This window comes from Gracilimonas mengyeensis, assembly GCF_900182705.1.
In the GTDB taxonomy this organism is placed as follows: Bacteria; Bacteroidota; Rhodothermia; order Balneolales; family Balneolaceae; genus Gracilimonas; species Gracilimonas mengyeensis.
Genome location: NZ_FXTP01000006.1, coordinates 176780 through 202120 on the forward strand (window position 1 = coordinate 176780; position 25341 = coordinate 202120).

Annotated in this window: 22 protein-coding genes; 12 read left to right on the plus strand and 10 right to left on the minus strand. The window is 45.7% G+C overall.

Annotated features, from left to right (window positions below; translation table 11 throughout):
• Positions 1-12: 12 nt before the first annotated feature.
• The 4 genes from FN815_RS08435 to rho all read left to right on the plus strand — a co-directional run bounded on the left by FN815_RS08435 (position 13) and on the right by rho (position 5323).
• Positions 13-1224 carry a hypothetical protein gene (locus tag FN815_RS08435; RefSeq protein WP_142454187.1) on the plus strand — a complete coding sequence of 404 codons (1212 nt, stop codon included), beginning with the start codon at positions 13-15 and terminating at the stop codon, positions 1222-1224.
• Positions 1225-1229: 5 nt separating this feature from the next.
• Entirely contained in the window at positions 1230-2543 is a 1314-nt protein-coding gene (locus FN815_RS08440) for a hypothetical protein (RefSeq protein WP_142454188.1), read from the plus strand.
• A gap of 72 nt (positions 2544-2615) precedes the next feature.
• Positions 2616-3947 carry a tetratricopeptide repeat protein gene (locus tag FN815_RS08445; protein WP_246075207.1) on the plus strand — a complete coding sequence of 444 codons (1332 nt, stop codon included), beginning with the start codon at positions 2616-2618 and terminating at the stop codon, positions 3945-3947.
• A 164-nt stretch (positions 3948-4111) separates the two neighbouring features.
• On the plus strand, positions 4112-5323 hold the full coding sequence (rho, locus tag FN815_RS08450) for a transcription termination factor Rho (RefSeq protein WP_142454189.1): 1212 nt from the start codon (positions 4112-4114) through the stop codon (positions 5321-5323).
• Positions 5324-5554: 231 nt separating this feature from the next.
• Here the strand turns inward: rho and FN815_RS08455 are convergent, their stop codons facing one another.
• The 4 genes from FN815_RS08455 to FN815_RS08470 all read right to left on the minus strand — a co-directional run bounded on the left by FN815_RS08455 (position 5555) and on the right by FN815_RS08470 (position 7200).
• Positions 5555-5902 carry an MmcQ/YjbR family DNA-binding protein gene (locus FN815_RS08455; RefSeq protein ID WP_142454190.1) on the minus strand — a complete coding sequence of 116 codons (348 nt, stop codon included), beginning with the start codon at positions 5900-5902 and terminating at the stop codon, positions 5555-5557.
• Between the two features lie 11 nt (positions 5903-5913).
• Positions 5914-6420 (minus strand): hypothetical protein, encoded by a 507-nt coding sequence (locus FN815_RS08460; RefSeq protein ID WP_142454191.1) that lies wholly within the window; start codon positions 6418-6420, stop codon positions 5914-5916.
• A gap of 3 nt (positions 6421-6423) precedes the next feature.
• Positions 6424-6759, minus strand: a complete 336-nt coding sequence (locus tag FN815_RS08465; protein WP_142454192.1) for a hypothetical protein — start codon at positions 6757-6759, stop codon at positions 6424-6426.
• 63 nt (positions 6760-6822) lie between these two features.
• Entirely contained in the window at positions 6823-7200 is a 378-nt protein-coding gene (locus FN815_RS08470; RefSeq protein ID WP_142454193.1) for a DUF423 domain-containing protein, read from the minus strand.
• 216 nt (positions 7201-7416) lie between these two features.
• On the opposite strand from FN815_RS08470, the gene FN815_RS08475 reads away from it, so the two are divergent.
• From FN815_RS08475 to FN815_RS08500, 6 genes are all read left to right on the plus strand, one after another.
• Positions 7417-9525: a hypothetical protein gene (locus tag FN815_RS08475; protein ID WP_142454194.1), complete on the plus strand. Its 2109-nt coding sequence runs from the start codon at positions 7417-7419 to the stop codon at positions 9523-9525.
• Between the two features lie 137 nt (positions 9526-9662).
• Entirely contained in the window at positions 9663-10766 is a 1104-nt protein-coding gene (locus FN815_RS08480; RefSeq protein WP_142454195.1) for a M23 family metallopeptidase, read from the plus strand.
• 685 nt (positions 10767-11451) lie between these two features.
• Positions 11452-11874: a YciI family protein gene (locus tag FN815_RS08485; protein ID WP_142454196.1), complete on the plus strand. Its 423-nt coding sequence runs from the start codon at positions 11452-11454 to the stop codon at positions 11872-11874.
• Between the two features lie 487 nt (positions 11875-12361).
• Positions 12362-13030, plus strand: a complete 669-nt coding sequence (locus FN815_RS08490) for a nitroreductase family protein (protein ID WP_142454197.1) — start codon at positions 12362-12364, stop codon at positions 13028-13030.
• Positions 13031-13133: 103 nt separating this feature from the next.
• Entirely contained in the window at positions 13134-13748 is a 615-nt protein-coding gene (locus FN815_RS08495) for a TlpA family protein disulfide reductase (protein ID WP_142454198.1), read from the plus strand.
• A gap of 127 nt (positions 13749-13875) precedes the next feature.
• Positions 13876-14937: a VOC family protein gene (locus tag FN815_RS08500; RefSeq protein ID WP_142454199.1), complete on the plus strand. Its 1062-nt coding sequence runs from the start codon at positions 13876-13878 to the stop codon at positions 14935-14937.
• Between the two features lie 150 nt (positions 14938-15087).
• On the opposite strand, the gene FN815_RS08505 is transcribed toward FN815_RS08500, so the two are convergent.
• The 3 genes from FN815_RS08505 to tyrA all read right to left on the minus strand — a co-directional run bounded on the left by FN815_RS08505 (position 15088) and on the right by tyrA (position 19677).
• On the minus strand, positions 15088-15603 hold the full coding sequence (locus FN815_RS08505) for a hypothetical protein (protein ID WP_142454200.1): 516 nt from the start codon (positions 15601-15603) through the stop codon (positions 15088-15090).
• 1 nt (position 15604) lies between these two features.
• Positions 15605-18367 carry a zinc-dependent metalloprotease gene (locus tag FN815_RS08510; RefSeq protein WP_142454201.1) on the minus strand — a complete coding sequence of 921 codons (2763 nt, stop codon included), beginning with the start codon at positions 18365-18367 and terminating at the stop codon, positions 15605-15607.
• 176 nt (positions 18368-18543) lie between these two features.
• Positions 18544-19677, minus strand: a complete 1134-nt coding sequence (gene tyrA, locus FN815_RS08515) for a bifunctional chorismate mutase/prephenate dehydrogenase (protein WP_142454202.1) — start codon at positions 19675-19677, stop codon at positions 18544-18546.
• A 298-nt stretch (positions 19678-19975) separates the two neighbouring features.
• On the opposite strand from tyrA, the gene uvrB reads away from it, so the two are divergent.
• Complete coding sequence (gene uvrB / locus FN815_RS08520; RefSeq protein WP_142454203.1) at positions 19976-22027, plus strand: excinuclease ABC subunit UvrB; 2052 nt, start codon at positions 19976-19978, stop codon at positions 22025-22027.
• Between the two features lie 74 nt (positions 22028-22101).
• On the plus strand, positions 22102-22674 hold the full coding sequence (locus FN815_RS08525) for a class I SAM-dependent methyltransferase (protein ID WP_142454204.1): 573 nt from the start codon (positions 22102-22104) through the stop codon (positions 22672-22674).
• A 304-nt stretch (positions 22675-22978) separates the two neighbouring features.
• Here the strand turns inward: FN815_RS08525 and FN815_RS08530 are convergent, their stop codons facing one another.
• The 3 genes from FN815_RS08530 to nadC form a co-directional block, all read right to left on the minus strand.
• Positions 22979-23473 carry a hypothetical protein gene (locus FN815_RS08530; RefSeq protein WP_142454205.1) on the minus strand — a complete coding sequence of 165 codons (495 nt, stop codon included), beginning with the start codon at positions 23471-23473 and terminating at the stop codon, positions 22979-22981.
• A 41-nt stretch (positions 23474-23514) separates the two neighbouring features.
• Positions 23515-24003, minus strand: coding sequence for a metallophosphoesterase (locus FN815_RS08535; protein WP_142454206.1), 489 nt, complete (start codon positions 24001-24003; stop codon positions 23515-23517).
• A gap of 501 nt (positions 24004-24504) precedes the next feature.
• Complete coding sequence (gene nadC, locus FN815_RS08540) at positions 24505-25335, minus strand: carboxylating nicotinate-nucleotide diphosphorylase (RefSeq protein ID WP_142454207.1); 831 nt, start codon at positions 25333-25335, stop codon at positions 24505-24507.
• Positions 25336-25341 lie beyond the last annotated feature (6 nt).

Genomic DNA, 25341 nt, shown 5'->3' on the forward strand with positions numbered 1-25341 from the left:
AATAATCATTTGATGAGCAAAACCAATAAGGGGCTGTATTCCTTATGCATCCCCCTGTTTGCCCTGCTTTTACTAGTTGCGGGGTGTAAAGAAAATCCCGGAAGTGTGGGTAACGACTACATTGATAACCCTGAACTCACTTTCGACACCCTTGCCGTTTCACAAATCGAAACCCGTAGCTTTTCCGGGTACTCCGGAAGGCTGGCCTTCATACCTTTAGGTTATTACGACGACGCCGTTTTTGGCGAAGTTGAAGCCATTGGTATGGTAAAGCCGATACGCCGGCCTGCCCGTATTAGTTCGGACAGCATCGAACTGGGTAATTTTTCCATGTATCTGGAGATAGGCATAGACAGCCTGAACACTTATGGCGATACGCTATCTCAAACCAGCTTTACGGCGTATCCTGTTACCTCCAACTGGAGAGGGGCTGCTTTCCGTCACGATCAGGCATTAAATTTTGATGAGAGTCGGCCTGTGGCATCATTTACGATTGGTGCAGAGGATACGATGGTAGTTGAGCAACTGAGCCAGGACTGGGTAGATGAATACGAAGTATATCTGACCGATAACAGTCTGGATTCAACCTATAATTATGATTTTAAAGGTTTGGCTATTGTTCCCGATAACAATTCCAGCAAGATTTCATTTGCAGTGGCAAGTGAATCACGTTTTAAGATCATCAACGAGGCGCAAACAGATACTGTGAGTGCCGGCTTGATGGATTGGGCATATTCGTTGAATCGCAGCAACACTAATATTCCGCCAGAAGCAAATGCACTTCATTCTACTTTAGAGGGAATGACTAAAGTGCAATTCCCGGAAGAAGAGATCAAGACTCTGATGGGCGATAAAAACCTGGTGCGAGCAGAATTTTTGTTATATGAAAATCAAGAGTTTTCAACAGAAATGCTGCCAGACAATCATAATCGGTTGGTGATAAATTCATTAAGTCTGGATTTTCTACAAGAAAATGATGCTGCTTATGAATACCAATTTGGAGCGGTTGATTTTGTTGCCTCTCGCGAAGAGACTGGTTCAAAAAAGTTTGTACTAAACCTTACCAACTACATCAATAATGTGGTGTATGGTAGCGAGGATCGATATGAGATGTTAATTGGTGTGGGCTCAAGTTCGGGTGCACTGCGTTCAATGTTGCTTTATAATGAATCGGCGCCGGACTCGTTGACTCCTAAAATAATTTTTACATCCTTAGCTGAATAATGGAAATGAAGAGATTGAGAGCACTTCTTTTTTTAACGGTGTTTACTGTCGCAAGCCTTTTGGGCACAACCATGCTGCATGCACAAACAGAGGAAGCCAGTAAAAGTAACAGTGGGTCGTTTTATTCCCTTTTTGGGGTGGGTTATCCTTCCCAAAGCAATAATGCCCGCGAGCTGGGGTTGAGTATCATCGGTGTTTCACTTGATAATACACAGTCTAACACTCTGCAGAACCCGGCACTATGGGGCAATAACAGCTTCACAACAGCTTCTTCCGGTTTTCATCTTTCACGATATGAATCCGAAGATCCTTTTACGTCCAGTACCAATGCGAATCTTGGAGCCAATTACTTTCAGTTTACCTTCCCGGTGCTGAGGCAGAAGCTGGGTATTTCCGCTTCTATGTATTCGGTAACCCGCTCCAACTACCGCTATTTTCAGAGTGATTCTTTAGCGTCACCCAATAGCGATTACATTAACTATGTATCTGATTTAAGAGGCGACGGCGGAATCAATAAATTGGAAATTGGCTTTGGCTGGAAGATTAACAGAAACTTCTCTATAGGTTATGCACCTTCCTTTGCTTTTATTTCTCAGAACAACTCGGAAGATGTATACTTCGATCGTTCAGCTTACGGAACCAGTAGTTTGAACAGTTCAATTACCGGTGGCACTTTTTCTCAGCGATTTGGAGCTTTAGCGTCATTCAGTAAGATAGCATCTGAAAGAGACCGGATGAGTATCGGCGCCAGCGTGAATTTACCTTTTACTATAGATGCACAGAGAGAAGTTACCAGCTCTAAAATTGTGAACCAGGTTGAGCAAGATGTGGCGGTTTCAGAAAAAGAATCCGGAGATATTAAATTTCCCGTAGAAATAAATGCTGGATTAACTTATTATCCAAGTAGCTTGGTAAATATTTCATTAGAAGGTCAGTTTCAGCAATGGAGCGAATATGAGTCGGATTTTGATACCGACAATGCTTCCATTATGATGACAGACAGACAAAAGTTAGGTCTGGGAGTAGAGTATCATCCATATAGATCAAGCTCCTCATCTTTTTTCTCGAACTTTAGGTATAGTCTGGGTTCATCATTCGATTCCGGCCATCTAACCATTGAAAACGAAGATATAAGTACCCTTTGGCTTTCAGCCGGTCTTGGATTAGTCTCCGGCCGCTCACGTTCCACCGTGGACATTAGCGCACGCTATGGCATCAGAGGCACTACAACAAATAACTTAATAAGTGAAAGAATTTGGTCCTTAAATTTGTCTGTTAATCTATCAGAACTTATGTTTTTCCGGCCAAAATTTAACTAATACATAAATCCAATAATATTTAAGGTATCTAATCAGTTTTAGATACGAACAGGTTCAACAAGTATCAATCCAATGAAAAAGTTAATACTCATTTTAGGGATCCTTTTAGTTAGCTCTTCCCTTACACGCGCGCAAGCAGATTGTAACGAAACACCGCCCGACGGTCTTTCACCAATTGCTGCTTATTCATTATTCTATGAAAATTACAGAAATGGCGATTATCAGTTTGCTCTCAAGTATGGCAAATGGATGGCATGCGCCAAACCAGACCAGATTGAGGGCAATCCGCAATTTAAGTTAGATACCCAGTACAATCGCCTGGTAAATATCTACACTGAAATTGGACGGGCCAAAGAAGATCCTGAAGAGAGATCAGCATACATTGATACCGCTTTGACACTGATCAATGAAAGCCTTGAACTCTTTGGAGATACTCCTGAAGAAGAATTTGATATCATTTTCCGAAGGGGACGTTTCTATCAGGAAAATTACGATGCCATCGAAAATGGTCTTCAAAAAGCCTACGATGACTATCAGAAAATGATTGAGCTTAATCCTGAAAAAGGAGTGAGCGCAGGAGATGGTTATTACCTGCGAGTACTGCTGGAATATCTGGTTGATAACGATATGAAAGAGCGGGCTCAAACAGTAATTGATGTTGCTGAGCCGGTTGCTCAGGGACAAACCCTCGATATGATTAAGGAGAAACAGCAGGAGCTGTTGGGTTCTCCTGAAGAGCAAATTGCATACTACGAGCCTTTGATAAAAGATGAACCTGAAAATGTAGAAGCCTGGAAAGCTTTGGCAGGAGCATATGGTTCAGTTGGTGAGCGCCAAAAGCAGAGAAATGCTCTTATCAAAGTGAATGAATTAGAAAGCAGTTATGAAAGTGCATATGCTGTTGCCGAACAGGCTGCCAGTGATGCCCGTTATGCTGATGCCGCAAAATATTTTAAGCAAGCCTTAGACCGGGCAGAAACTGACGATCAGCGCGAAGAGTTATACATGCGCCTCGCAGATGCTTATATTAGTTTGGAGCAATTGCCAGCAGCAAAACAGTATGTACAACGAGCTCGTGAAATTGCCCCTAATGACGGGAATGTATACCTGAAAATGGCCACCGTATATGGTGCTGCGGTTACGCAATGTACAGAAAACCGCAAGCTTGAAGCTGCCGATAAAGTAGTATACTGGGTGGTTATTGATTACCTGAACAGAGCGAAACAGGTAGATTCATCCGTGGCCAACACAGTGAATCGTCAGCTTTCTACCTATAAAGATGTAACTCCAAATGCCGAGGACAAGTTCTTTACACTGAGCCTTGAGGATGGAGATTCTATAACCATAGATGGCTCACGAATGGATTGCTACAGCTGGATTAATGAAACCACGACGGTTCGTTAATTGGCAAACAACAAAAACATTTGTATCTTTTCCTGTCTTCAAGATTTAATGGTGCGGAGATAACATCCGCACCTCTTTTTTCCCTTCCCTTCTTTTCACGTACAGCTTAGTTATTTCACTACTTTTCGATATCGGGAGAAGGATTAAACAATACGTAGATAATAATGGCACGTAAAAAAAACTATAAGAAGCGCAATAAAAACAACCGTAACCGTAACAAAAACGGTAACGTGTTTATCCCAAAATTCCACTGGAAAAATAACCAGGGAGTGGCCGGCAGGTATGCAGGGGTATTAGAAATTAACTCTAAAGGATGGGGCTTTATCCGCAAGCTGGATTATGAATTTTCTTACCAGCCCCAGGATCCGTTTTTGAAACCTGATGAAGTAAAAGACTTGGATTTGCGTCCCGGTTTAGTGTTGGAAGGTGAGTTTGAAGAAGACAATAAAGGCCACAAACATGTAGTATCGGTCGATATCATCAACGGACAGCCGGTGGATGCATGGAAGAAATCAAGCCGCTTTGAACGCCAAATTCCAATCATGCCGGTAGAGTGGATTAAGCTTGGTTATCAGCCCGATGATGTTGAAATGCGTGTTATGGATTTGATTTCTCCTATTGGGAAGGGGCAGCGATCTTTGATTGTAGCTCCTCCAAGAACCGGTAAAACCGTATTGCTTAAAAAGATTGCCAAGTCGCTTAATGACAATTACGACGATATTCACGTAAGCGTACTACTTGTGGATGAGCGTCCTGAGGAAGTAACCGATTTTATCAGAACGACCCAGGCTGAAGTATTTGCTTCGTCTAATGATAAAAATACCCAAAGCCATATCCGTATTACCGAAATGGCGCTGGGATATGCGAAACGAAAAGCCGAAATGGGCGGAGACTCGGTACTGCTCATCGACTCTCTTACTCGTTTAGGCCGTGCTTATAATGCTATACAGTCTAACAGTGGACGTACACTTTCCGGTGGTTTGGATATTCGGGCGCTGGAAATCCCGAAAAAAATCTTTGGATCTGCCCGCAAAATTGAAGGCGGCGGCTCGCTTACCATCATTGCTACCTGCCTGATTGAAACCAACTCCCGGATGGATGACCTCATTTTTGAGGAATTCAAAGGAACGGGTAACATGGAACTGGTACTGGACCGTGAGCTGGCCAACGATCGTATTTATCCTGCGATCAACATTGGTGCATCCGGCACGCGGAATGAAGCTAAATTTATTACCGATTCGCTGGAAGAGCGCAATATGGTTCGACGGTATTTACTGAAAAAGTCACCTAAAGAATCCATGCTTGGCTTGCTGAAGGTGCTCAAAAACACCGATAGCAACCAAGAGCTGCTGAACCAAATTGCAACCCTGGCTTAGTAGGCATTAAGACTTGCTATGCCCAAACCAAGGGTCATCCCTGCAAAGGCAGGGATCTCAATGTTGCGTTGAACCCAACTATTGATATCTGGCAACCAATACGATTCCGGGCCTCACCGACAAGTTTGTCGGGACAGATACGCCGCGGAATAACTACTCTAATAGTGAGGGGTACTTATAGGCTGGTGGTGCCAAGAGAAACTAAAACCTCACACCTAATAACTAAAACTTCTAGCACAATTTCTCCCGTTCTTTTTTGGGCAGCTTGGCTACAACCAATTCATAGGAATGCTTGATGAGTTCCTTGATCAAATCATCGGGTAAGTTGCCTTGCATACTGACCGTGTTCCAATGTTTCTTATTCATATGATAACCGGGCTGTACCTCTTCATAAGCAGCTCGGAGTTCGAGGGCACGAACAGGGTCACATTTTAGGTTGATGCTTTCAAACTCATCTACATCAGCCAGGGCAAACATCTTGCCCATCACCTTAAAAACCAGGGTATTTTCATCGAAAGGAAAGTCCTCTTTCGCTCCGGGAAAATCCATACAAAAGTGGTAAAAGGCTTCGATATGCATCTCTGAGAAAATTAATTAACGGCCCAATAGGCATCTCGAAAGTTGCCAGTCAGGTTGACTGATTGTTGCGCAATGTAATTGATCAGGTCAGGCGATACAACCCCGATAAAGCTATCGTGCCAGGTAGCGCCCATTGTACGGTTATCCTTGTTGAGGGGCAGCTTTACAGGCTGGTAGAATTTAAGTTCGGCCGTGAAGGGGTATACTCCAATTTCCGTGTACATTACATTGATATGAAGGTGCAAAATGGGAAATTGATCAGATTCCCTAAGGGTCTGATCCTCAAGGATGGTGACCGGAAGGTCATCAATTTCTTTCAGCAACAAGGAACGAACACTGTCAACTTTAAGACTGATTTCATCATCCAGTCGGTTGGGTTTTTCAATATTCACCACCACCCCAAATTCCTGGATGCCGTAGAGGGAATCTTGCTCGCGCATCACTTCGTTTTGGGCGTAGCTTATTGCAGTGAAGCAAAATCCTAAAATTAAGACCAGCAGTATAGTTCTGTAACACATAAATCAAAAAAGTTCTATGGTCTCACTACCTGAATTTCCCTGACAGTCTGTCCAAGAAAACCAGGCGGAACGTGCCTCTTCATTGAAACCATAAATCTCGTCATAGGGAAGGGTCAACTCGCTGTTTGCAGGCAAATTTGGTCGAAAATTATAACAGGGATCTGCAAGATCAATAAGATGACTAGTCCCGGTTTCAATTAAAAAGTAGTGGACCGGTTTATTAGTTTCATTGTGAAGTGTGATTTCAGGCGGATGTACATTAGCAGTAACCGTACCATCCGTTCCATCGTCACAACTAATCATTACCATAAACAGCAAAAGCAGAATAAAGGTTCTCATGGCGGAAGCAATTTATAGGATAAGCTTTGATCGATTCACTTCCGGGAACCTCGAAAAAAAGATTTAAAACTCAGCCCGGAAGAACTGTATTGCCAATACGATCCAACCTGCAATAAACGCTACACCGCCAATAGGAGTAATTGCTCCCAGCCAGCCAATTCCGCTTAAACACAAGGTGTATAAACTGCCCGAAAAAATGAGAATACCAGCCAAAAGCAGAGATGCCGGCCACATGATATTCACCTGAAAGTACGCACCAATTAAAGCCACTAAAATAAGTCCCAAAGCGTGCCATGCATGGTATTGAACAGCAGTCTCCCAGGTATCCAGTCGTTCCGGGGTTAGTGTGTTTTTGAGCGCATGCGCACCAAAAGCTCCGGCAGCCACAGCAATGGCTAATAATAAAGTGGCGATGGAAATGATGAGTTTGGGGTTGTTCATAAAAAGACGGCTGGAAAATTTTGTAATATTTTTTTGTACCTGAATATAATCAATACTAAGATCTTTTGAGGTTCTACCTCAAAAGTAACCGATGCGCAAGGCTTTGCCTTTTATCAACAAGGCCAACAAAATACAAGCAGGATTTTACGTCACCTTTATTACCTTAACCAGAGAATCTCAAAGACAAAAAACCGATTGAAATCAATCTACAAATACATGCTTGCACTATTGGCTGGTCTGGTTTTACTGGCCATCCCACTGCTGAGGGATCTACACCTCGAATCAGCGATGCTGGCGGGAATTTTAGGATGTTTTTGGGGAGGCATAAGGGCGGCTAAATCCGGTAAACATCAGGATATTTTGGCGTCGCTCCACATTTTGGGGTATTTGTATATTGCTGCGATTCCTCTTTTCATATACACTCTATTTAGTGGCTGCCTGACTATCGACGGAGTTGGTTTTTGGTTGATGATTCCCATTCCCTCCGTATTTTTTGGTTCCGCTGTGGGGCGCTTAATCAGGCGATTTGACGTGCCTATCCCAAAAACTATAACTGTAGCTGTATTGCTTTTTTGTGCCATTGGGATTTGGCTGATTGAGTTTTTCACCCTGCCGCAGGTCTATTTCTACAATCATGTTTGGGGCGTATGGCCGGGCCCTATTTACGATGAAGCTATCCAGCTAACGGGTTCGTTGTTCTTTTTCCGGTGGATTACCTTTCTCTGGATCGTGTTGTTCTGGCTGATCCCGGACTGGAGCAAAACATTGCAAACCAAGCTCATTACAGGATTGGCTCTGCTCAGCCTGATGTTCAGTTATCTTAGCCTGAATGAAATGGGTATCATCAGTCCGCGACAGAGTATACAGCAGCAACTGGGCGGTCATCATACATCAGGGCATTTTGAGATTTATTACGATAAAGAGCATTACGACGAACAGGAAATCCGGTATTGGGCTGCCCGGCACGAATTTCACCTGGAAGAGATAGAGCAAGCCCTGAATGTCAGCCATCCTTCATCCCGAAAAATAGAAAGCTACCTCTACGCCCACGCCTGGCAAAAGAAAAAAATCACCGGAGCAAAATTCACCAGTTATGTACCCATTTGGTTGCAGCAAGACCAATTGCACATTGCCAAGCAGCAGTTGGATGCCGTGTTGAAGCATGAGCTGGTGCATGTGGTTTCCAAGCAGTTTGGCAACAGGTTATTTAACGGCAGCTATAGTTTTGGGTTGATCGAAGGGCTGGCCGAGGCCATTGCCAAAGATGCATCGGGGCAATCTACCTTGCACCAGCTTGTAGCCGCCGAAACGCCCTGGCCCGATGCCAGGCAAATGCAGCACGCCATGTCAATCCGTGGTTTCTATGGAAGTGCAGGCGCCATCAGCTATACCACTACCGGTTCGTTTACCGAATTCCTATTAGATAATTATCCGCCTGAATTCCTGAAAGAGGCTTATGCCTGTGGAGATATCGAAGAGGCATATCCCCAAACTACGCAGCAGCTGGTCGAAGGATGGCATGAAGTTCTGGAAGCTACGCCGCTGGATTCTACCGACCGGCAGCTATCTGAGTTCATTTTTGCCCGGCGATCTTTGTTTCAGAAAACCTGTCCACATGCGGTGAATCCGGAGTGGCGATTATGGGATCAGTATCAAAAAGAGGTGGCAGAGGATGATACCTCCGCCATTTGGAAAGTGTTGGAGGATTTATATGCCATGAATTCGGGTAATGCCTTGGTTAAAGAAGCCTGGGAGCGGGCTCAGCTTCAGCAACAAAAGCCGGAAGCCGTGACAAATGCCATCACCCCAAACGACAGCTTGCTGAGTTTGCAAGCAATGCATGCAGACGCTCTATTTCTTGGAAAGGGCTATGCCGCTGCCGATTCTTTATTGCAAATTTATACCCCCAAAATTCGATCTTCGGAAGCACGAAATCTTCGGTATACCCTGGACCTTCGGGCAGACAGCCTGCAATGGAGCTATCACCTTAAACGAAGGTATGATAATTGGTTACCGGACAGCGCCACTTTTGAACAGCTTAATCACCCCAACAAAATGCTGAGTGTGGATCAGGCTTTACGCAGGGGAGAGAATAAATCACTGACTAAATATGCAGCAGGGTTATTAAAAGAGGAAGCTCACGAAGACTGGTTTGATATCTACGAACGCACGATTGACCGGCTTGTATTTTTGGGACACTATGATCTGGCAAAAAAATGGATAGAGAAAACAGAAAATCTAGACTTGCGCCTACGACACCAGGAACGTTTGCAACAGCAAAAAGAGTGGCTGAAATTCATGCTACAAAACTCCGGAAACAGTTAAAGCCGTCATCACCAATTATACACATTCACTAATTACCTTATTCCCTTATCTACTTATACCCCTAAATCCTGACGTTGCAGGTTAAGCAGATTATACCCAAGTTTCTGCCTCGTTAATCCCAGTGCTACCATTCATCTATGGCAACTACATTCTTCGCATCTCTAAGCAAAACAGGCCTGCTGGCGATGGTAGCGTTGATGGGGTTTTATTCTCTTGCAACAGGTCAGCATTTCAGGGCTTCGGCAGGTTATAACATCAAAAGTGTAAGCCTGAGTTACGTACCGGATAAGAATTACAGTGGCAGTATCGATCGGGTGGTTAAAAGTACGGTTGAGGCGGAATTCGAGCGATATCTTTTTTACCGGTTTTACCTGGCAGGTAAAGGAGAATATCTGCTTCAGAATCAGGAGGACGCATTGTTTGGCGGTCCCGTAAATTTTCAGGAAGCCTATGCCAGTGGCTTACTGGGCTTGCAATGGCCAAAATGGGGCGTATATGGTGGGGTGAAGATTGGCAGAATCTGGGATGTGAAAATTCATGGCACCACCCGGGATGGCGGTGAATTTTGGACGCAACCAGTAGAACCTGTTGATAGCTACACCACGGCTCTCACGGCAGGTGTAAAATATTACCTGTTGAATTTTGTACGGTTACAGGCCGAAATCACTCAATTGGAAAATCCTCCTACAGAAATCATCCCAAAAAGTAGTTTTACCCGCAATCCTGCTTTTCGGTCTTTTGATTTCAATCCCGTTTCGTTTACGGTAGGTATTTCCATAAGTGTTCCATGGACCAGCCGCGCAAAGGCCCGGGCCGAAGTGAAAGAAATGAAACTACCGCCATTGATGCGTGTTTCCGGGGTGAGTTTTGGTCAGCCGCTAAAGAGAGATACCTATGTGACCTCTCCCTTTGGAAAGCGCTGGAATCGGCCACACCAGGGAATCGATTTAAAAGCCGGATTGCGGGATGATGTGGTAGCTGCAGAAAGCGGCGTGGTTGTGAAAGCGGGAGAGGGGCGCGGTTATGGCAAGATGGTTCGCATCAAACATGCCCGTGGCTATGAAACCGTGTATGCCCACATGATGCGCATCAAAGTGAAAGAGGGGGAACGGGTGCGCAAAGGGCAGGTTGTGGGACGCGCGGGAAATACCGGGACTTCAACGGGCGTACATCTTCATTTTGAGATTATAAAAGATGGGGTTCATGTGAACCCGCTTTCGTATGTAAGGTTTAACCAGTGATTTAAAAGATGGAGTATAAAACCACTTTTAATCCCATAAACGCCACCGTCATTGCGAGCCACTAATTTTGCCCGCAGCTGGGCAACACCATTGGGGTGATGACAGTTCTGTGATCGGCAAACCGAACATTGGTGATTTCTTTAAAACCACTCTTATCTCTTAATAACACTGTCATTGCGAGGAGCCCATAATGCCTAAAGTAGGATTGAAATGTCTACCGACGCGGCAATCTCTCTAAAACCGCTTGGGATGTTTATCAATGAACCGTTGGGAAAGTAGTTGCTATGATTCAACAGATCGCCACGTCGAAAGCCGTAAAGCTCGAGTGCGTGCAATTTGCCTCCTCGCGAGGACAGGCGTTGGGTAGATTTTTGAATAAACCACTTTTGTCTTTAAATCTGTCATCGGTAGGAGTCTGTTATGCCTAAGGTAAGTTTAGAGTGCAAACCGACGTGGCAATCTCCTTGATACCATTTGGGATATGCAACAACGAATCGTTGGGAAAAGAGTAAATAAGATTCAACAGATCGCTTCGTCACTAAACATAAAAACTCAGGTGTAATCATGTTGCTTTCTCGAGATGGCCGGAAGGTGGCGAAGTTTTTCTAAAATCATTCAAGTTATCGGAATAAAGAGTATAATTGGCAATAGGGAATACAAATATGCACTCAATACAGGTATAGCTATGAAAAAATCATTTCTGGTAATTTTCTTTTTGATGATGACGGGAACAGTTATTGCACAGCAAGCGGATTCGACGGCCCAACCTGAAACCTTTCAGTACGAATGGGGCGGGGAGCAGATGACCATGCAAAAGTACTTTATCGTATTTTTGAAAAGTGGTCCCAATCGGAGCCAAACCGAAGAGGAGGCCATGAAATTGCAGGAGAAGCATTTGGCTTACTTGGGCGGTTTGTATGAAGAAGGCATCATCAACCTAAACGGCCCCAGTGGCGGTGAGGGCGATATCCGCGGCTTTTCGGTATACAACGTGGCAACCATTGAGCAGGCCCGGGAGTATGCTGAAAAAGACCCGATGGTACAAGCAGGTCGTTTGGCTGTGGAAGTTCATCCTTGGTGGCTGGCTAAAGGTTCAGGGGTTAAGTAAGGTGATATTGTAATATGGTGATATAGTGATGCTGTGATTTGGTAGAGTGTGAGGCAGTGAAGTCCTAATTCCATACGCTCTATGTTGTGGGGAAATGCTATCATTTATGTTTATAAAGCCTAATTTTGAATATGTATGTTTTTCCTGGCCAACCGAACAAAGTCTACATTGAAGGCCGTGTTTTCTCAATTCTAAGTTTTAGGCTAAGTTTGATTAAAAGGCACTGGAGGATTTTAGGTCTCGTTTAAAGTCCTCCCTTGAGGGAGGTGCTCGGTTTTGGTTTGCCAAAACTGGCGGAGGGTGTTAGTTGGAAAGTGTGGATGATTTCCTGCCGCCGCCCATCCAACTAAAGCTGAATTTGCCATATAGGAAAATTATTTTTTCAATCCCGAACTGGGTATTTCATATGCGCTATACTATGCCTTCAGCAGAACGCCGTTTTTTAGTATTTTAGGTTGATTTGTGATCTAACATCCAACCAAAAATAATGCGAGAAGCCATTTTTATACGTCACACTTCCTATAAAGAACTGCCGGTTGAAGAGATGCAGCGGCAAGCGGATCAGTTTTATGAAAAGATGAAAGGCCGCCGTACCGTTCGCGACTTTTCAGATAAAGCAGTTCCCCTGGAGGTTATTGAAAAATGCTTGCTGGCTGCGGGAACAGCTCCAAATGGCGCCAATAAACAACCCTGGCATTTTGCGGTGGTGAGTGATCCGGAAGTAAAAAAGAAAATCCGGATGGAAGCTGAAGAGGAGGAACGCAAGTTTTACGACCACCGTGCTTCTGATGAATGGCTGGAGGACCTGGAGCCTTTTAACACGGACGCTAATAAGCCTTTTCTCGAGACCGCTCCGTACCTTATTGGCATTTTTGCACAAAGTTATACGTTGAATGAAAATGGCGAGAAAGAGAAAAACTACTATGTGAAAGAATCCGTGGGGATTGCAACCGGGATGCTGATAACGGCACTGCACCATGCGGGACTGGCCACCCTTACACACACGCCCAGTCCCATGGGCTTTTTGAATGAAATCATGGAGAGGCCATCCCATGAGAAACCATTTTTGCTGCTGGTGGTGGGATATCCTGCCGATGACGTGAAAGTCCCGGACATCTCCAAGAAATCACTCGACGAGATCGCCAGCTTTATATAGCATATGAGCGATAAATCACAGCATATCAGAAGATCAAAACTATCACAGTTAAACCTGTGATAACAAGCCGGCAATTGTTAGTACTTGTGCAGATCTTTACGTTATGGATAAGAAGAACAAATCATCTAAAAAAACTGCTCTGAAAAAAGAGCTCATCCAGTGGGCCGTGATACTTCTGGTGGCTGCAGGCTTGTATGCAACCGGCTATCACGCCGAAGTTATTGGCCGCTTGCAAAGTGTGCTGTTATATACAGGCATCTTGCAGCCGGATACCGACGCATCAATCGTTCACGGGCAAACCGCTGATTACAACATGCCCTTACTCACCCTGGATGGCGACCGGACCTCACTGGCAGAATTTGAGGGCAAGACCATCTTCCTGAATTTCTGGGCAACCTGGTGTCCGCCTTGTATTGCTGAAATGCCCAACATCCAAAGCTTGTATGAAAAAGTTCATTCCAAAGACATTGTATTTGTGATGGCTTCGCTGGATGAAGAACCTCAAAAAGCACGGGATTTTGTGGCGCGCAAAGGATTCACTTTCCCGGTGTATTCGGTACTCTCCAAACCTCGCAGTTACGACAGTTCCGTAGTGCCTACCACCTATGTAATTGCCCCGGATGGCAGCATTATGATGGAACATCAGGGCATGGCAAAATATGACACAAAGGAGTTCACAGAGTTTTTAAAAGCCATTTCAGCTGCAGAGGGCAGGTAGCTATAAAAATAATGAACATATCACCTTACCTTCTTATTTCCTTATTACTTAAATAAGCCTGTCACCCGTCTGTAAAAAAGCGTACTTTGGCGCTGGTCAGTTTTTCATAAGTAATAATAAAAGAGGTATGGAGAAAGTAATAGCAGGAATACAACAAATAGGCATTGGTATACCGGATGTGCATAAGGCTACAGACTGGTATCGGCGGCATTTTGGGATGGATATTAAAGTATTTGAGGATGAAGCTACAGCCGAGCTGATGCTCCCGTACACCGGTGGTAAACCACACGACCGCACAGCCATACTTACCTTGAATATGAAAGGCGGAGGCGGTTTTGAAATCTGGCAATACACCAGCCGTACCCCACAGCCAGCTGATTTTGACCTGATGATGGGAGACTTGGGTATCAATTGCGGAAAAATTAAATCCATCAATGTGCCGGGCACTTATGACGAGATGGAAGCAGCTGATGTTGAAATCCTGACACCGCTTGAGAAAAATCCTGCAGGAGAATACACCTTTTTTGTTAAAGATCTCTATGGCAACATCTGGCAGGTGGTGAAGGGCCGGGAGTTTTTCCGTGAGAAGACACCGGCCTCCACCGGTGGCGTTGTAGGAGCTGTTATTGGATCCACGGATATTGATGAGGCTCGCAAACTATACTCGGATGTGCTGGGCTACGACGAAGTGGTGTATGATGAAACCGGAAAGTTTAGCGATATGAAGGGACTGCCTGGCGGCGAGCACACATTCAGAAGGGTGCTGCTGCGCCATTCCAAACCAAGGCAGGGTGGTTTTAGCCCCATGTTTGGTCCTACAGAAATTGAACTGATTGACGTTAAGGCGCGGACTCCGCGGAAGATCTTTAAAGATCGCTACTGGGGCGACCTGGGTTTTATTCACCTTTGCTTTGATGTGCAGGGTATGGATGCTCTGGAAAAAGAGCTGGAGGCAAAAGGTTTCCCTTTCACGGTAGATTCTGCCAACAGTTTTGATATGGGCGAAGCTGCCGGACGTTTTACTTATGTGGAAGATCCTGACGGCACTCTCATTGAATTTGTGGAAACACATAAAGTGCCGATCATCAAAAAGATTGGCTGGTACATTGATATGACCAAGCGCGATCCCAAAAAGAACCTGCCAAACTGGATGATCGGGGCCCTGCGCTTCAGCCGGATGAAGGACTAAATGTTAGGGTGATTAGGTGATATGGTAATATGGTGTGAATGAGAGCTCGGTTGCAGAAGAAGACTATATCACTAAATCACCATATCACCCTTTCCTTAAAAAATATAGAAGTGGTAGAAAGGTCAGGGGAGTTGTCAAAGCAAACTCAGTTTAATACTCAGAAGACTCCAAAGGTGTGCCGCCTTCGAGTTCATCTTCATTTTCGAAAGGACGCTCCACCAGGTAGGCTTGTCCGGCTGCAGAATCGTAAGCTACCTGATAGCGAAGGTTTTCTTTATAAAACTCCAGCATACCGAAGAGCTGGTTGTCTTTAATACTCAGCGTAGCGAGACCCGTTTCGCGATCTTCGATATTTGCTGTAATAGAAACCACAGTGGGCAACGTGTTACGAACCGAGCGAATCTTTAGCGTGTAGGTTTCATTGCGAATAGTATTGGTTATATTCATCGAATCACCCTGCGATAGCTCGTTTAAGGAAGAAATAGGAACATTTGTTTTTATGTATTCCTTTTGTTGGGTGAGGGTAGGTTGGCTGGGGGCCTCAATCGGGGCTGAATCAGCGTTGGGCTTTTCTGAGGTTTTATTATCACTGGGCCCACAGCCAATGGCAACAATGCAAATCAGAAAGAGTGAAAGAGAAGTATGTAAAAAGTTGGGGAATTTCATTTTACTTAATTAAAACCATTTGGCGGGTTACAGTTTGGTTGGGCGTGTTCAGGCGGTACATGTAGATTCCGCTGGCAAGATTGGCTCCGTCAAAGTTTACGCGGTGCTGTCCGGCGTTTTGTCGCTCATTTACCAGCGTAGCTACTTTCCGTCCCGCCATATCAAATACTTCCAGCTGTACGTCACTGCTGACAGCCAACTGGTAACTAATTACCGTGGTAGGATTGAATGGGTTGGGGTAATTCTGATTTAACTCAAATTTTTGTGGACGTTCCTCCAGTTCGCTGGATACCGTATTATTGACTGTCAGCTGTACCGGTACCTCTATCAGCGGGTTGATGGGATCGTTAGTGGCAACGGTCATTAGCGTTTCATACGTGCCGGCTGAAACGCCTCGTGTATTGAAATTCAGATTGATGGAAGAACTTCCATTTTCACCCGTAATGCCGGATGGATCAGGCACTGAAAGCCATTCCGTTGGCGCATTAAGGCGGCGTATTTCGATATCGTCTATATTCATATAGGTACCTGCAACTGAATTACGGTGCAGGACCTGCATTTCACCTGGGGTTTTACCGTTAAGATAGCTGGCGGTGTAAAAACGGGAGCCATTCAGGAAATACTCGATTTGTTCTTCATCGGCATTATATAGAATGCGAAGCGTATGGTAGCGTCCGCTTGTGGGGTTGGCCGAACCATTAGATAGCCAAGTCAAAGCTCCTGTTTCGTCCAAATCTGCAGCAAAAAGGGTGTACCCAAAATCACTGTTTGAAATAATGACACCACTTGAAAAATTGCCAGTCTGACCATCCATAAGATAGAAGTCAAAAGTTTCGTTGATGTAGCCGGTGCCGCCAATTTCAAAGTTGATGATGACTTCGTAGTTACCGAATGGCTGGTATCCAAAGAAAGGGGCTGAAACAAACTGAATGGACGGGACTTCCTCACCGTCATTGTTGGTATAGGTATTCCCGTCGTATTCGAGGCGTAAATGCTGATTGCCGGAATTGGCGTTGGCAGATGAAATAAGAAATTCAGAGTTGTTGCCCAACCGCCAGTCGCTGATGGCACTATAGCTGCCGGGGGCAAATCCCTCACTGCCTTCAAAAGAGGTTTCATAAATCACTTCTTCCTGCCGCTGGCTGCTTTTGGCTGAGCCTGCAAAGGGGGCGAGGTTGGCAGGATATCTAACAGGGTCTTGTAACTCAGCAGGTTCCGTACTTACCAGCTTTTGGCCGCTGGACTTTGCTTTTTGTTTGCTAAGAATGTTGCCAGGGAAATCAAAATCTACTTCCCACATCAGGTTGCTGGCCCCGCTGTTTGAGAGATTATAGACCACAGTAAAATCATCTTCCCGGTTTAAGGTTAGGGCGATTTCATCGGTAGATGTTTGTGCCACCGGGGGATCTACCACAGAGAGTTGGTAATTGGCAACGGTGCGCTTGATTTGTGCCATGCTAAGCGCGTTATTTTCCGGTGTGATATTGTTGTTAGTGCCCAAGGTAACGCCTTCCCACTCTAAATCGGGACTGGAGAAAATAGGAACCTCTTCAAGTCTGATATTATCGGCACTGTTGCGATATGCCATGATAGTGTGTATGCCTGCGTCTTTATCCTGATATCCTACTGAATAATGAAATAAACCGCCGGTGGTATCCGCTGCTGATTCGCGCTGTGTACGGGCATGAGAATTGCCCATGTTATGACCGATTTCATGAATCAGTGTGTATCCCGTAGCAATTTGTTGTACACGGTTTACACTGAATCCACGGACCGGATCCCCACTTGTGCTACCCAGGCGCCAGCCTAAACCACCAACATCCCAAATTTGAGCAATCATAGCTACTAAGTCGGCTCCGTATTCCTGCCGTAAATCGTGTACCTCTTCCAGATATCCGTCATAGCCCTCGTCCGAACCATAAACGGGATTGTCAGGGTTTTGGGTGAGTCGCTTCAGTAATTCATTAGATTCCACACCGTCGTTAATTTCATCGTAACTGGTTTTGTATACATGAACCAGGCGCAGCTCAATGCCCAGCTGGCTGTTATCAAGGGCAGTCTGAGACCGATTCATAGCCTGAGAAAGGATAACATCAATGCTACCAAAGCTGGAAGAATCTGAAGCCCAGCTTGCGGCATTATTGGTATACACCAGCATCAGGTCAATGGTGGTGCTGTCTTCAATAGATGAAGTTAATGAAGAAGGTTTGTATTGATAGGTGCTACCGGAAGTTTTAGCCCAGGATCTTTTTTGATCAGGACGATCCGGCCAGGCCACAAATTCATGCTCCCTGCCATACAGTCCGCAGGATAATTCTTTTTCTTGCGCTACCTTGCCCCGGCTTAGATAGTGCTGGCCAGCTTGTGCATCAAAAGAAATGGAGACAGAGCGGTGGTTTTCGGTATGGTAATTACCCAAGAGGCGCCCGTTGGCATAGGTTGCCGTAAATACGCGGTTGTTTCCGTCGGCCTTACGGGCAATGATGGAGACCGTGCCGGGCAGGTATTCCGTGTGGCGTGTAACGACAAAACGGGTGGGTTCATCTTCTCCGGTGTCAAAAGTAAACTCAGCCCCTTTCTTAAATTCGGGATTGGAAAAAACATTTCCGTTCAGCTTAAAAAACTGTCGATCTGTTTTTGCGGCCAGGGAATTAGTTTCGGGTTGAAGGGTATTGAGCTGGAAAACCTGCTGCTGAGCAATTGTTGGAGTAGCTGTGCTCAAAAAAACAGCGATAATTAACAAGCAGAATGTAATATTCCTCATAGCATCTCTTTTGGTTTATATAAAAAAAGTAGATCCTGAGTTATTTTTCAGGAAAGCGGACTCCTAAGGCTTTAACCATAGTACATCAAAAAAATTAAATAAACGACCCCTGTTAAAGGCGGTTAATCTAACAATACTTTAATATCCGGCATTCCTCAAACGAAACATCCTGGCTTTTATGCGAAACGGTCCGCCAGCCGGTTGATCAGGTAACCGCTTTCCTCAAGTGCCTGGGTCGCAAACTTTCCGAAGAAATCGGTTACACCTTCAAACTCTTTCACAAAACCCTCGCGGTCGTTTTCTTCAACCAGTTCTGCGAGTTTTTTATGGTGATTGAAGAACTTCAGGAGCAAATCCCGGCGCTCTTTATTGGCGAAAACAATGTCGGCGTAGAGCTCGGCATCCTGGGCAAAAATCCGGCCGGTCATCATCAGTTCAGCGCGATAGATGGGAGAGGAGTAGTCCAGCATGTCCGTTGGCTTCAGGTCGTATTCCTCCATAAAGGAACCGTGCAGCAGGGCTACAAAGTGTCGCAAACCCTGAACCAGGTGCATCACGTGATCGTGTTTTTTAGGATCGGCTTCAATGACGCGCATACCCCAAAGCCGGCATTGTTCTACAAACCACAGCGCATGTTCGCCGCCGCGCGCATCACAAAAGACCATCAGCTGCTTGGAAAGGTTTTGTACATCGGGCCCATGCATGGGGTGAAGCCCAACAACGGGGCCATTGTGTGCCTTCAGCATTGCTTCAATAGGCGCAGATTTATTACTGGTGAAATCCGCCAAAATCGTTTCTTTTTTGAGGCGCCCGCTCAACCGCTCAATCACCGCTTCAGTAACTTTGATGGGTACCGTCACAATTACCATGTCCAGTTTTGGCTGCAACTCTTCTAGCTCATACCAGTTACTTTTATCAATGGAATAGGTGTGATGCCCCGTTTGGCTGGCAATGCGCTTGTACAGGCTACCCATGCCACCTTCACCGCCAATAAATAAAATATGCTTAGGCTCTTTGGTAGCAATGGGAAATTTTTCCTGCGACTGCGTAGCGCGGGAGGCTGTCATAATCATGCGCAGAAAATCTTCGGCCCAGTCGGGATCAATACCCTTGGACTTGGCGAGCTCTTTAAAAGCTTTGGATTTTTCTTCCTCACGCTTCGGTACAAAAACCGGTAGCTGGTTTTCCACTTTTGTTTTGATGACATCCCGCACAATTTCACCCCGCTCGGCCAGCAGGTCCAGGATGTGTTCATCAATTTCGTCAATGCGTTTGCGGGGCGATTCTAAATCTTTATGTCGGTGAGACATTTGGTATCTTTTTGTTTGGCCACTAATGAAGCACTAATTTTCGTTGCTCGTTGCTAAAGTGCCTGCCGCAAGCGTCTCGCTTGTGGCAAACAATGATTGGTCCAAGCGAGACGCTTGAACCAGTCTATTCGGATTGAATAAGACAGTATTTTGAGTTACCAGCATCGAACATCCAGCAACTAGGTTCCAACATGGAATGATATCTCAGCCTTCACGTTTTAGTGTTTCCGTGGCAATTAAATTATCGAATTTACGGTTTCCTAAGTTACGTTACAGTTTGTACCTTTAAAAGCTGTTTATGGCTCAATTTAAACTTCATTCTCCTTACGAACCTGCAGGCGACCAGCCTAAAGCGATTGCTGAACTCACAGAGGGCATTCGTGCGGGCGATCGGTATCAAACCCTGCTTGGTATAACCGGCTCGGGTAAAACGCGCACGGTAGCCAATACCATAGAAAATGTGCAAAAGCCCACGCTGGTGATGAGCCACAACAAAACGCTGGCTGCACAGCTGTACCGCGAGCTTAGCGACTTCTTCCCGGAAAACAGGGTAGAATTTTTTATCTCCTATTATGATTACTACCAGCCGGAAGCCTACATCTCCACACAGGACAAGTACATTGAAAAGGATTTATCCATCAACGATGAGATTCAGCGACTGCGGCTCAGAGCCACCAGTTCACTGCTTTCCGGCCGGCGCGATGTGATTATTGTCTCTTCGGTGAGTTGTATTTACGGTATCGGTTCGCCCTCGGAATACGAGAAGCTCATTTTGAACCTGGAAGTAGGGCAGGAGATTCCACGTAATACCATTTTGTATGATCTGGTGGATTTGCACTACAATCGCAACGACCTGGATTTTAAACGCGGTACGTTCAGGGTGCGGGGTGATGTGATTGACGTGTATCCCGCTTATTCTGATGAGGGGTTGCGGATCACTCAATGGGGCGATGAAATTGAATCGCTGCAGCTGTTTGATGTGAACGACGGCACCATCATCGAAAATGTGAACGAATTTCGGGTGTACCCGGCCTCGCACTATGTGACCTCCAAATCACGGTTGGATACGGCTATTGATCAAATCCGGGAAGAGCTGGAGTGGCGTAAAAAGATTCTCATTGATGAAGAGAAGTTCTTGGAGGCCAAGCGCATTGAGCAGCGCACGTTGTTTGATATCGAGATGATTCAGGAAATCGGCTATTGTTCCGGTATTGAGAATTATTCTCGCTACCTGAGTGCACGAAAACCCGGGGAGCGCCCGTACTGTCTTTTTGATTATTTCCCGGATGACTTCATGCTGGTGATTGATGAGAGCCACCAGACCATCCCCCAAATAAATGCTATGTACGGCGGCGACCGCTCCCGAAAGATGGAGCTGGTGGAACACGGATTCCGTTTGCCCTCTGCGCTGGATAACCGTCCGCTTACTTTTGAAGAATGGGAAGGGCTGGTAAAACAGGCCATTTTTGTAAGTGCCACGCCCAGTGATTACGAACTGGAGAAATCCGGCGGGGTGTACACCGAACAGATTATCCGCCCAACCGGATTGATGGAGCCCGAAATTGAAGTACGTCCATTGGATAATCAGGTAGATGACCTGTTGGGTGAAATCCGTGAAAAAATTGAGAAAAACGAGCGAGTGTTGGTTATTACACTTACCAAGCGCCTGAGTGAGGAATTGAGTGCATATCTCAAGAATCTCAACATCAGTGCGGCCTATATGCACAGTGAGTTAAGTGCCCTTGAAAGAATCGAAGTTTTGTATAAATTCCGGCGCGGCGATTTTGACGTGCTGGTTGGGATCAACTTGTTGCGTGAGGGAATTGATATTCCCGAACTTAGCCTGGTGGCCATCATGGATGCCGACAAGGAAGGTTTCCTGCGCTCCGAGACGTCGCTGTTCCAGATTGTAGGACGAGCGGCACGGAATGTAGGCGGTAAAGCCATCCTGTATGCGGATAAGATAACCGACAGCATTCAAAAGGTGGTGGATGAAACACGCCGTCGCCGTAAAATTCAGGAAGAATATAATAAGGAACACGGCATCACTCCGGAAACTATCAAGAAGGAGTTGAAGCCGCTGGTTGATCCAAGCCTGATTTCGAGTCAAAGCTTTGATTTTGCCAAGAAAGATGAAGAGCCGGAAGATGATGCTCTCGAGGTGATCAAAGTGGCGGAAGAAGGCATACAATACAAGGCGAGTCCGGCCATGAAGGAAGTGACCTTCGAGAACAAGGACGAGTTGCTTGAGCATTTGCGGGAAACCATGCATCAGGCGGCGAAAAATATGGAGTTTGAGGAAGCGGCCCGCATCCGCGACCAGATAGCAAAACTGGAAGACGAACTATAGTTAGTTAATGGTTAATGGTTATTTGTTATAGGCAAATGCACCATTAACCATTACACCATTAATCCATTTACTACATGAAAGGTACTATTGAGTTTTTGAAATCATTTGCCACCGACCGAGATGTGGCTTCTATCACCCCATCTTCAAAATATTGCGTTCGCAAATTATCTGAGCATATCAACTTTTCCACTACCGATGTGATTGTGGAATATGGCGGCGGCACCGGCGTTTTTACCAAGCACTTTCTCAAAAAGATGCGGCCGGATGCCCGGTTATTTGTTTTTGAAACCAATGATAATTTCTACGACCTGTTAAACAGTATCGACGACGACCGGCTCACTGTTTTCCACCAAACCGTGGAAGACCTTCTGGAACTGCTGCCCGCTGATGTGGTTGGAAGTGTAGACCACGTGGTTTCCGGTATCCCCTTTTCTTTTTTCGACTGGGAAATGAAAATAGATATCCTTTCAAAAACAAGGGAAGCTCTACGCCCTGAAGGTTCCTTCCTGGCTTATCAAACCTCGGGACATTTAAAAGATCCTCTGCAGGAAGCCTTTGGCAATTTCACCACCGAATTCTGTTGGAAGAACATCCCGCCTTATTTTATTTATGATGCGGTGAATAGGGTGAATGGGGCTTCATCCTGATACTAAATTTTACCCTTCGCTATTCGCACCCTCTTTGTCTGTCATTTCGATAAAGATGAGAAAAAGTCAAATAGCTCCGGCCTTCAGGCCGGTGGACAGGAAAGCCAGTTCGAAAACCCGAGCTTAGGTTATATGTAAAGTCCGAGTGTATGTCGAGGGTTGCGAATCGATGTCCATTAGGAGTTCATCGCCAAAACTTGGAACGCTATATAAGCTATCGATTGGTTAGAAGCCCTTGGCTACACAACCCCTTTCTGTCTTTCCCTTCCGAGGATTCGGGACATGGGATAGGACTCTATTAAACTCACTCTTCAATCGTCACCTTATCATTGTCAAAGCCATCGCCCTCGTCTTGTTTGTTTTTCCACTCTCTGTAAAATTGAAACAGGTTGGAGGTAGCGTATACCAGCATAAAAAATGCTATCAGGTAAGCCACCGAATCGGGGTTCATTACGATAAGGACGGCAATGACGATCATCAAAATGCCGAGGATGCTCAGTTGCAGACCAAAGAGAAACATCAACCCAAAAAGCCCAAGGAATGCAGCAAAGGTGGGGGGGATGAGTTCAGGGAAAATAAAAATCAGTACGCCCGCAATGATGGGAACGGCCGCAAAGAAGGTGGGGAACCGGAAGGTAAGAAACATCACCCCTAAAGCAACAAGATAGGCTCCGGCAATCAGGTAGAGAAAGTTTGGAAATATTAGCGTGAGTACGCCGGTAGCCAGGGTAAGCAGCGCATTGATGATTTGCCGCTCGCGGCTGCGGTGGTTGGCGTTGATTTGAAATTGTTTGATCATTACTTAGCTCCTTTGATTGGATAGTATAACAGGAATGGGGACTACTGCAATTCCACAAATTCCACTTCTTTAGTTTCAGTATCCAGCAGGGCGACGGAGGCCGTGCCGTCAAAACCGTGGGCCGAGCCGGGGTTAATCACCAACGTGATTCCCTGGGTTTTATTAACCTGCTCGTGGGTGTGTCCTGTTACCAGCACATCGTAGCGACCTGATTCAGCGAGGGAGGCCGTAATTTCAGCGTAGGTCCCGTGGTACACGGCGATGGTAAGCCCATTCACCTCTGTCTTTAGAAAATCACCTGCAATTTCGGCGCCAATGTCCTGGAATTTAGAAATGAGCAGTCGTTTGTCGCCATCGTTATTGCCAAATACGCCTTTCAAGTTGAGGCCTTCAAAAGGTGGGATCATAAACGGACTGCAATAATCTCCGGCATGCAATACCAGCCCAACTTCCCGGTCTCTAAAAACCTCCAGGGCTTTTTCAAGATTTGAAGTGTGATCGTGCGTATCAGAAATCAGTCCAATCAGCATGAGTGAAAAAGGTTTGGCGATGAGTGTTCGTTCACACAAAGAGTAACACAAATGGGACTGAACTGCAATGGAACCATCTTTTCTTATAAGCTGATATTCGAGTCCTTGGTAGCGGCTCCCTCTGTGTCTGCTCGCGAGGATTTAGGGCAAGGGAGAGGACTCTGTAATGGCAATCGAATCTTAGTTTGACTTGGTACTTATTTCTCACCAAAGCGTCCTCTCCCCTTATTGAAGGGGAGAAACAAAGAGGGATCCTGTGGGAGGCTTGGTAAGAGTTAAAAGACCCCGAATGGGGTCAAACATGAATAGCCCAGGGTAAAACCGCATAAGCGGTTGAAGCCCTGGGTAAAAGAGAAAAAACAACAAACCCGAGTTACCTATGGGGCTAAAGCATGTGTGTTTGCCGAGGGTTGGTCTTTAGTAACAATAGTGGTTATAAATTCACAGAGGAGCTGTTGAGGTCTTTTTACTAAGACTCAACTCTTATAAGTCCAAAAATGATCACTCCAAATTAAAGCTGATATCCAGGGCTGTTACCGAGTGGGTAAGCCAGCCCAGGGAAATCACATCTGCACCGCAGCCTTTATAACCGGCAATATTTTGCGGGGTGATGCCGCCCGAAACCTCCACGATAATCTCGTTGGGAATGAGCTGCGCCAGTTCTTTAACCTCTTCAGGAGATCGGTTGTCCAGCATGATGACATCCGCCTTGGCCTTCACGGCTTCCTGGATTTGCTCTTTCGTTTCCGTTTCCACTTCGATGTTCACCATGTGTCCCACGCGGGCACGCACCAGTTTTACAGCACTTTGAATGCTGCCGGCCGCTTTGATGTGATTGTCTTTGATGATGACGCCATCGTCCAGGCGGAAACGATGGTTTTTGCCGCCTCCGCACCGCACCGCATACTTCTGCAGGGCACGTAATCCGGGCAACGTCTTACGGGTATCGGTGATGGTAATAGAAGAATCATCCAGGAGGTTAATCACTTCGCGGGTAGCTGTGGCGATGCCGCTTAGATGTTGAATCAGGTTCAGGATCACGCGCTCACCGCTGAGCAAAGTCCGCACAGAGCTTTCTACTTCGGCAATTTTCTCGCCTTTTTGTACGGGATGTCCGTCGTTTTTATGCAGGGTGACACTCACAGACTCATCCAGCAAACCGTATCCCGTTTGGATGATATCGAGCCCCGCCAGCACGCCATCGGCCTTGGCGGTGTAGACGCCCTTGCCGGCCTGGTTTCCTGAAAAAATAGATTCGGTGGTGAGATCGCCCATACCCATATCTTCGGCAAAGGCGGTTTCTATGATTTTGGAAAGGGCAAGCTGATTCATGGAGTG

Excerpts from the sequence above, each read along its gene's own strand:
- FN815_RS08525 (WP_142454204.1), top strand. The coding sequence starts at position 22,102 with ATGAAAGGTACTATTGAGTTTTTGAAATCATTTGCCACCGACCGAGAT.
- FN815_RS08465 (WP_142454192.1), bottom strand. The coding sequence starts at position 6,759 with ATGAGAACCTTTATTCTGCTTTTGCTGTTTATGGTAATGATTAGTTGT.
- FN815_RS08460 (WP_142454191.1), bottom strand. The coding sequence starts at position 6,420 with ATGTGTTACAGAACTATACTGCTGGTCTTAATTTTAGGATTTTGCTTC.
- FN815_RS08480 (WP_142454195.1), top strand. The coding sequence starts at position 9,663 with ATGGCAACTACATTCTTCGCATCTCTAAGCAAAACAGGCCTGCTGGCG.
- FN815_RS08445 (WP_246075207.1), top strand. The coding sequence starts at position 2,616 with ATGAAAAAGTTAATACTCATTTTAGGGATCCTTTTAGTTAGCTCTTCC.
- FN815_RS08490 (WP_142454197.1), top strand. The coding sequence starts at position 12,362 with ATGCGAGAAGCCATTTTTATACGTCACACTTCCTATAAAGAACTGCCG.
- FN815_RS08440 (WP_142454188.1), top strand. The coding sequence starts at position 1,230 with ATGAAGAGATTGAGAGCACTTCTTTTTTTAACGGTGTTTACTGTCGCA.
- rho (WP_142454189.1), top strand. The coding sequence starts at position 4,112 with ATGGCACGTAAAAAAAACTATAAGAAGCGCAATAAAAACAACCGTAAC.
- FN815_RS08470 (WP_142454193.1), bottom strand. The coding sequence starts at position 7,200 with ATGAACAACCCCAAACTCATCATTTCCATCGCCACTTTATTATTAGCC.
- FN815_RS08495 (WP_142454198.1), top strand. The coding sequence starts at position 13,134 with ATGGATAAGAAGAACAAATCATCTAAAAAAACTGCTCTGAAAAAAGAG.
- uvrB (WP_142454203.1), top strand. The coding sequence starts at position 19,976 with ATGGCTCAATTTAAACTTCATTCTCCTTACGAACCTGCAGGCGACCAG.
- FN815_RS08455 (WP_142454190.1), bottom strand. The coding sequence starts at position 5,902 with ATGCATATCGAAGCCTTTTACCACTTTTGTATGGATTTTCCCGGAGCG.
- FN815_RS08485 (WP_142454196.1), top strand. The coding sequence starts at position 11,452 with ATGAAAAAATCATTTCTGGTAATTTTCTTTTTGATGATGACGGGAACA.
- FN815_RS08475 (WP_142454194.1), top strand. The coding sequence starts at position 7,417 with ATGCTTGCACTATTGGCTGGTCTGGTTTTACTGGCCATCCCACTGCTG.
- tyrA (WP_142454202.1), bottom strand. The coding sequence starts at position 19,677 with ATGTCTCACCGACATAAAGATTTAGAATCGCCCCGCAAACGCATTGAC.
- FN815_RS08505 (WP_142454200.1), bottom strand. The coding sequence starts at position 15,603 with ATGAAATTCCCCAACTTTTTACATACTTCTCTTTCACTCTTTCTGATT.
- nadC (WP_142454207.1), bottom strand. The coding sequence starts at position 25,335 with ATGAATCAGCTTGCCCTTTCCAAAATCATAGAAACCGCCTTTGCCGAA.
- FN815_RS08435 (WP_142454187.1), top strand. The coding sequence starts at position 13 with ATGAGCAAAACCAATAAGGGGCTGTATTCCTTATGCATCCCCCTGTTT.
- FN815_RS08500 (WP_142454199.1), top strand. The coding sequence starts at position 13,876 with ATGGAGAAAGTAATAGCAGGAATACAACAAATAGGCATTGGTATACCG.
- FN815_RS08530 (WP_142454205.1), bottom strand. The coding sequence starts at position 23,473 with ATGATCAAACAATTTCAAATCAACGCCAACCACCGCAGCCGCGAGCGG.
- FN815_RS08535 (WP_142454206.1), bottom strand. The coding sequence starts at position 24,003 with ATGCTGATTGGACTGATTTCTGATACGCACGATCACACTTCAAATCTT.
- FN815_RS08510 (WP_142454201.1), bottom strand. The coding sequence starts at position 18,367 with ATGAGGAATATTACATTCTGCTTGTTAATTATCGCTGTTTTTTTGAGC.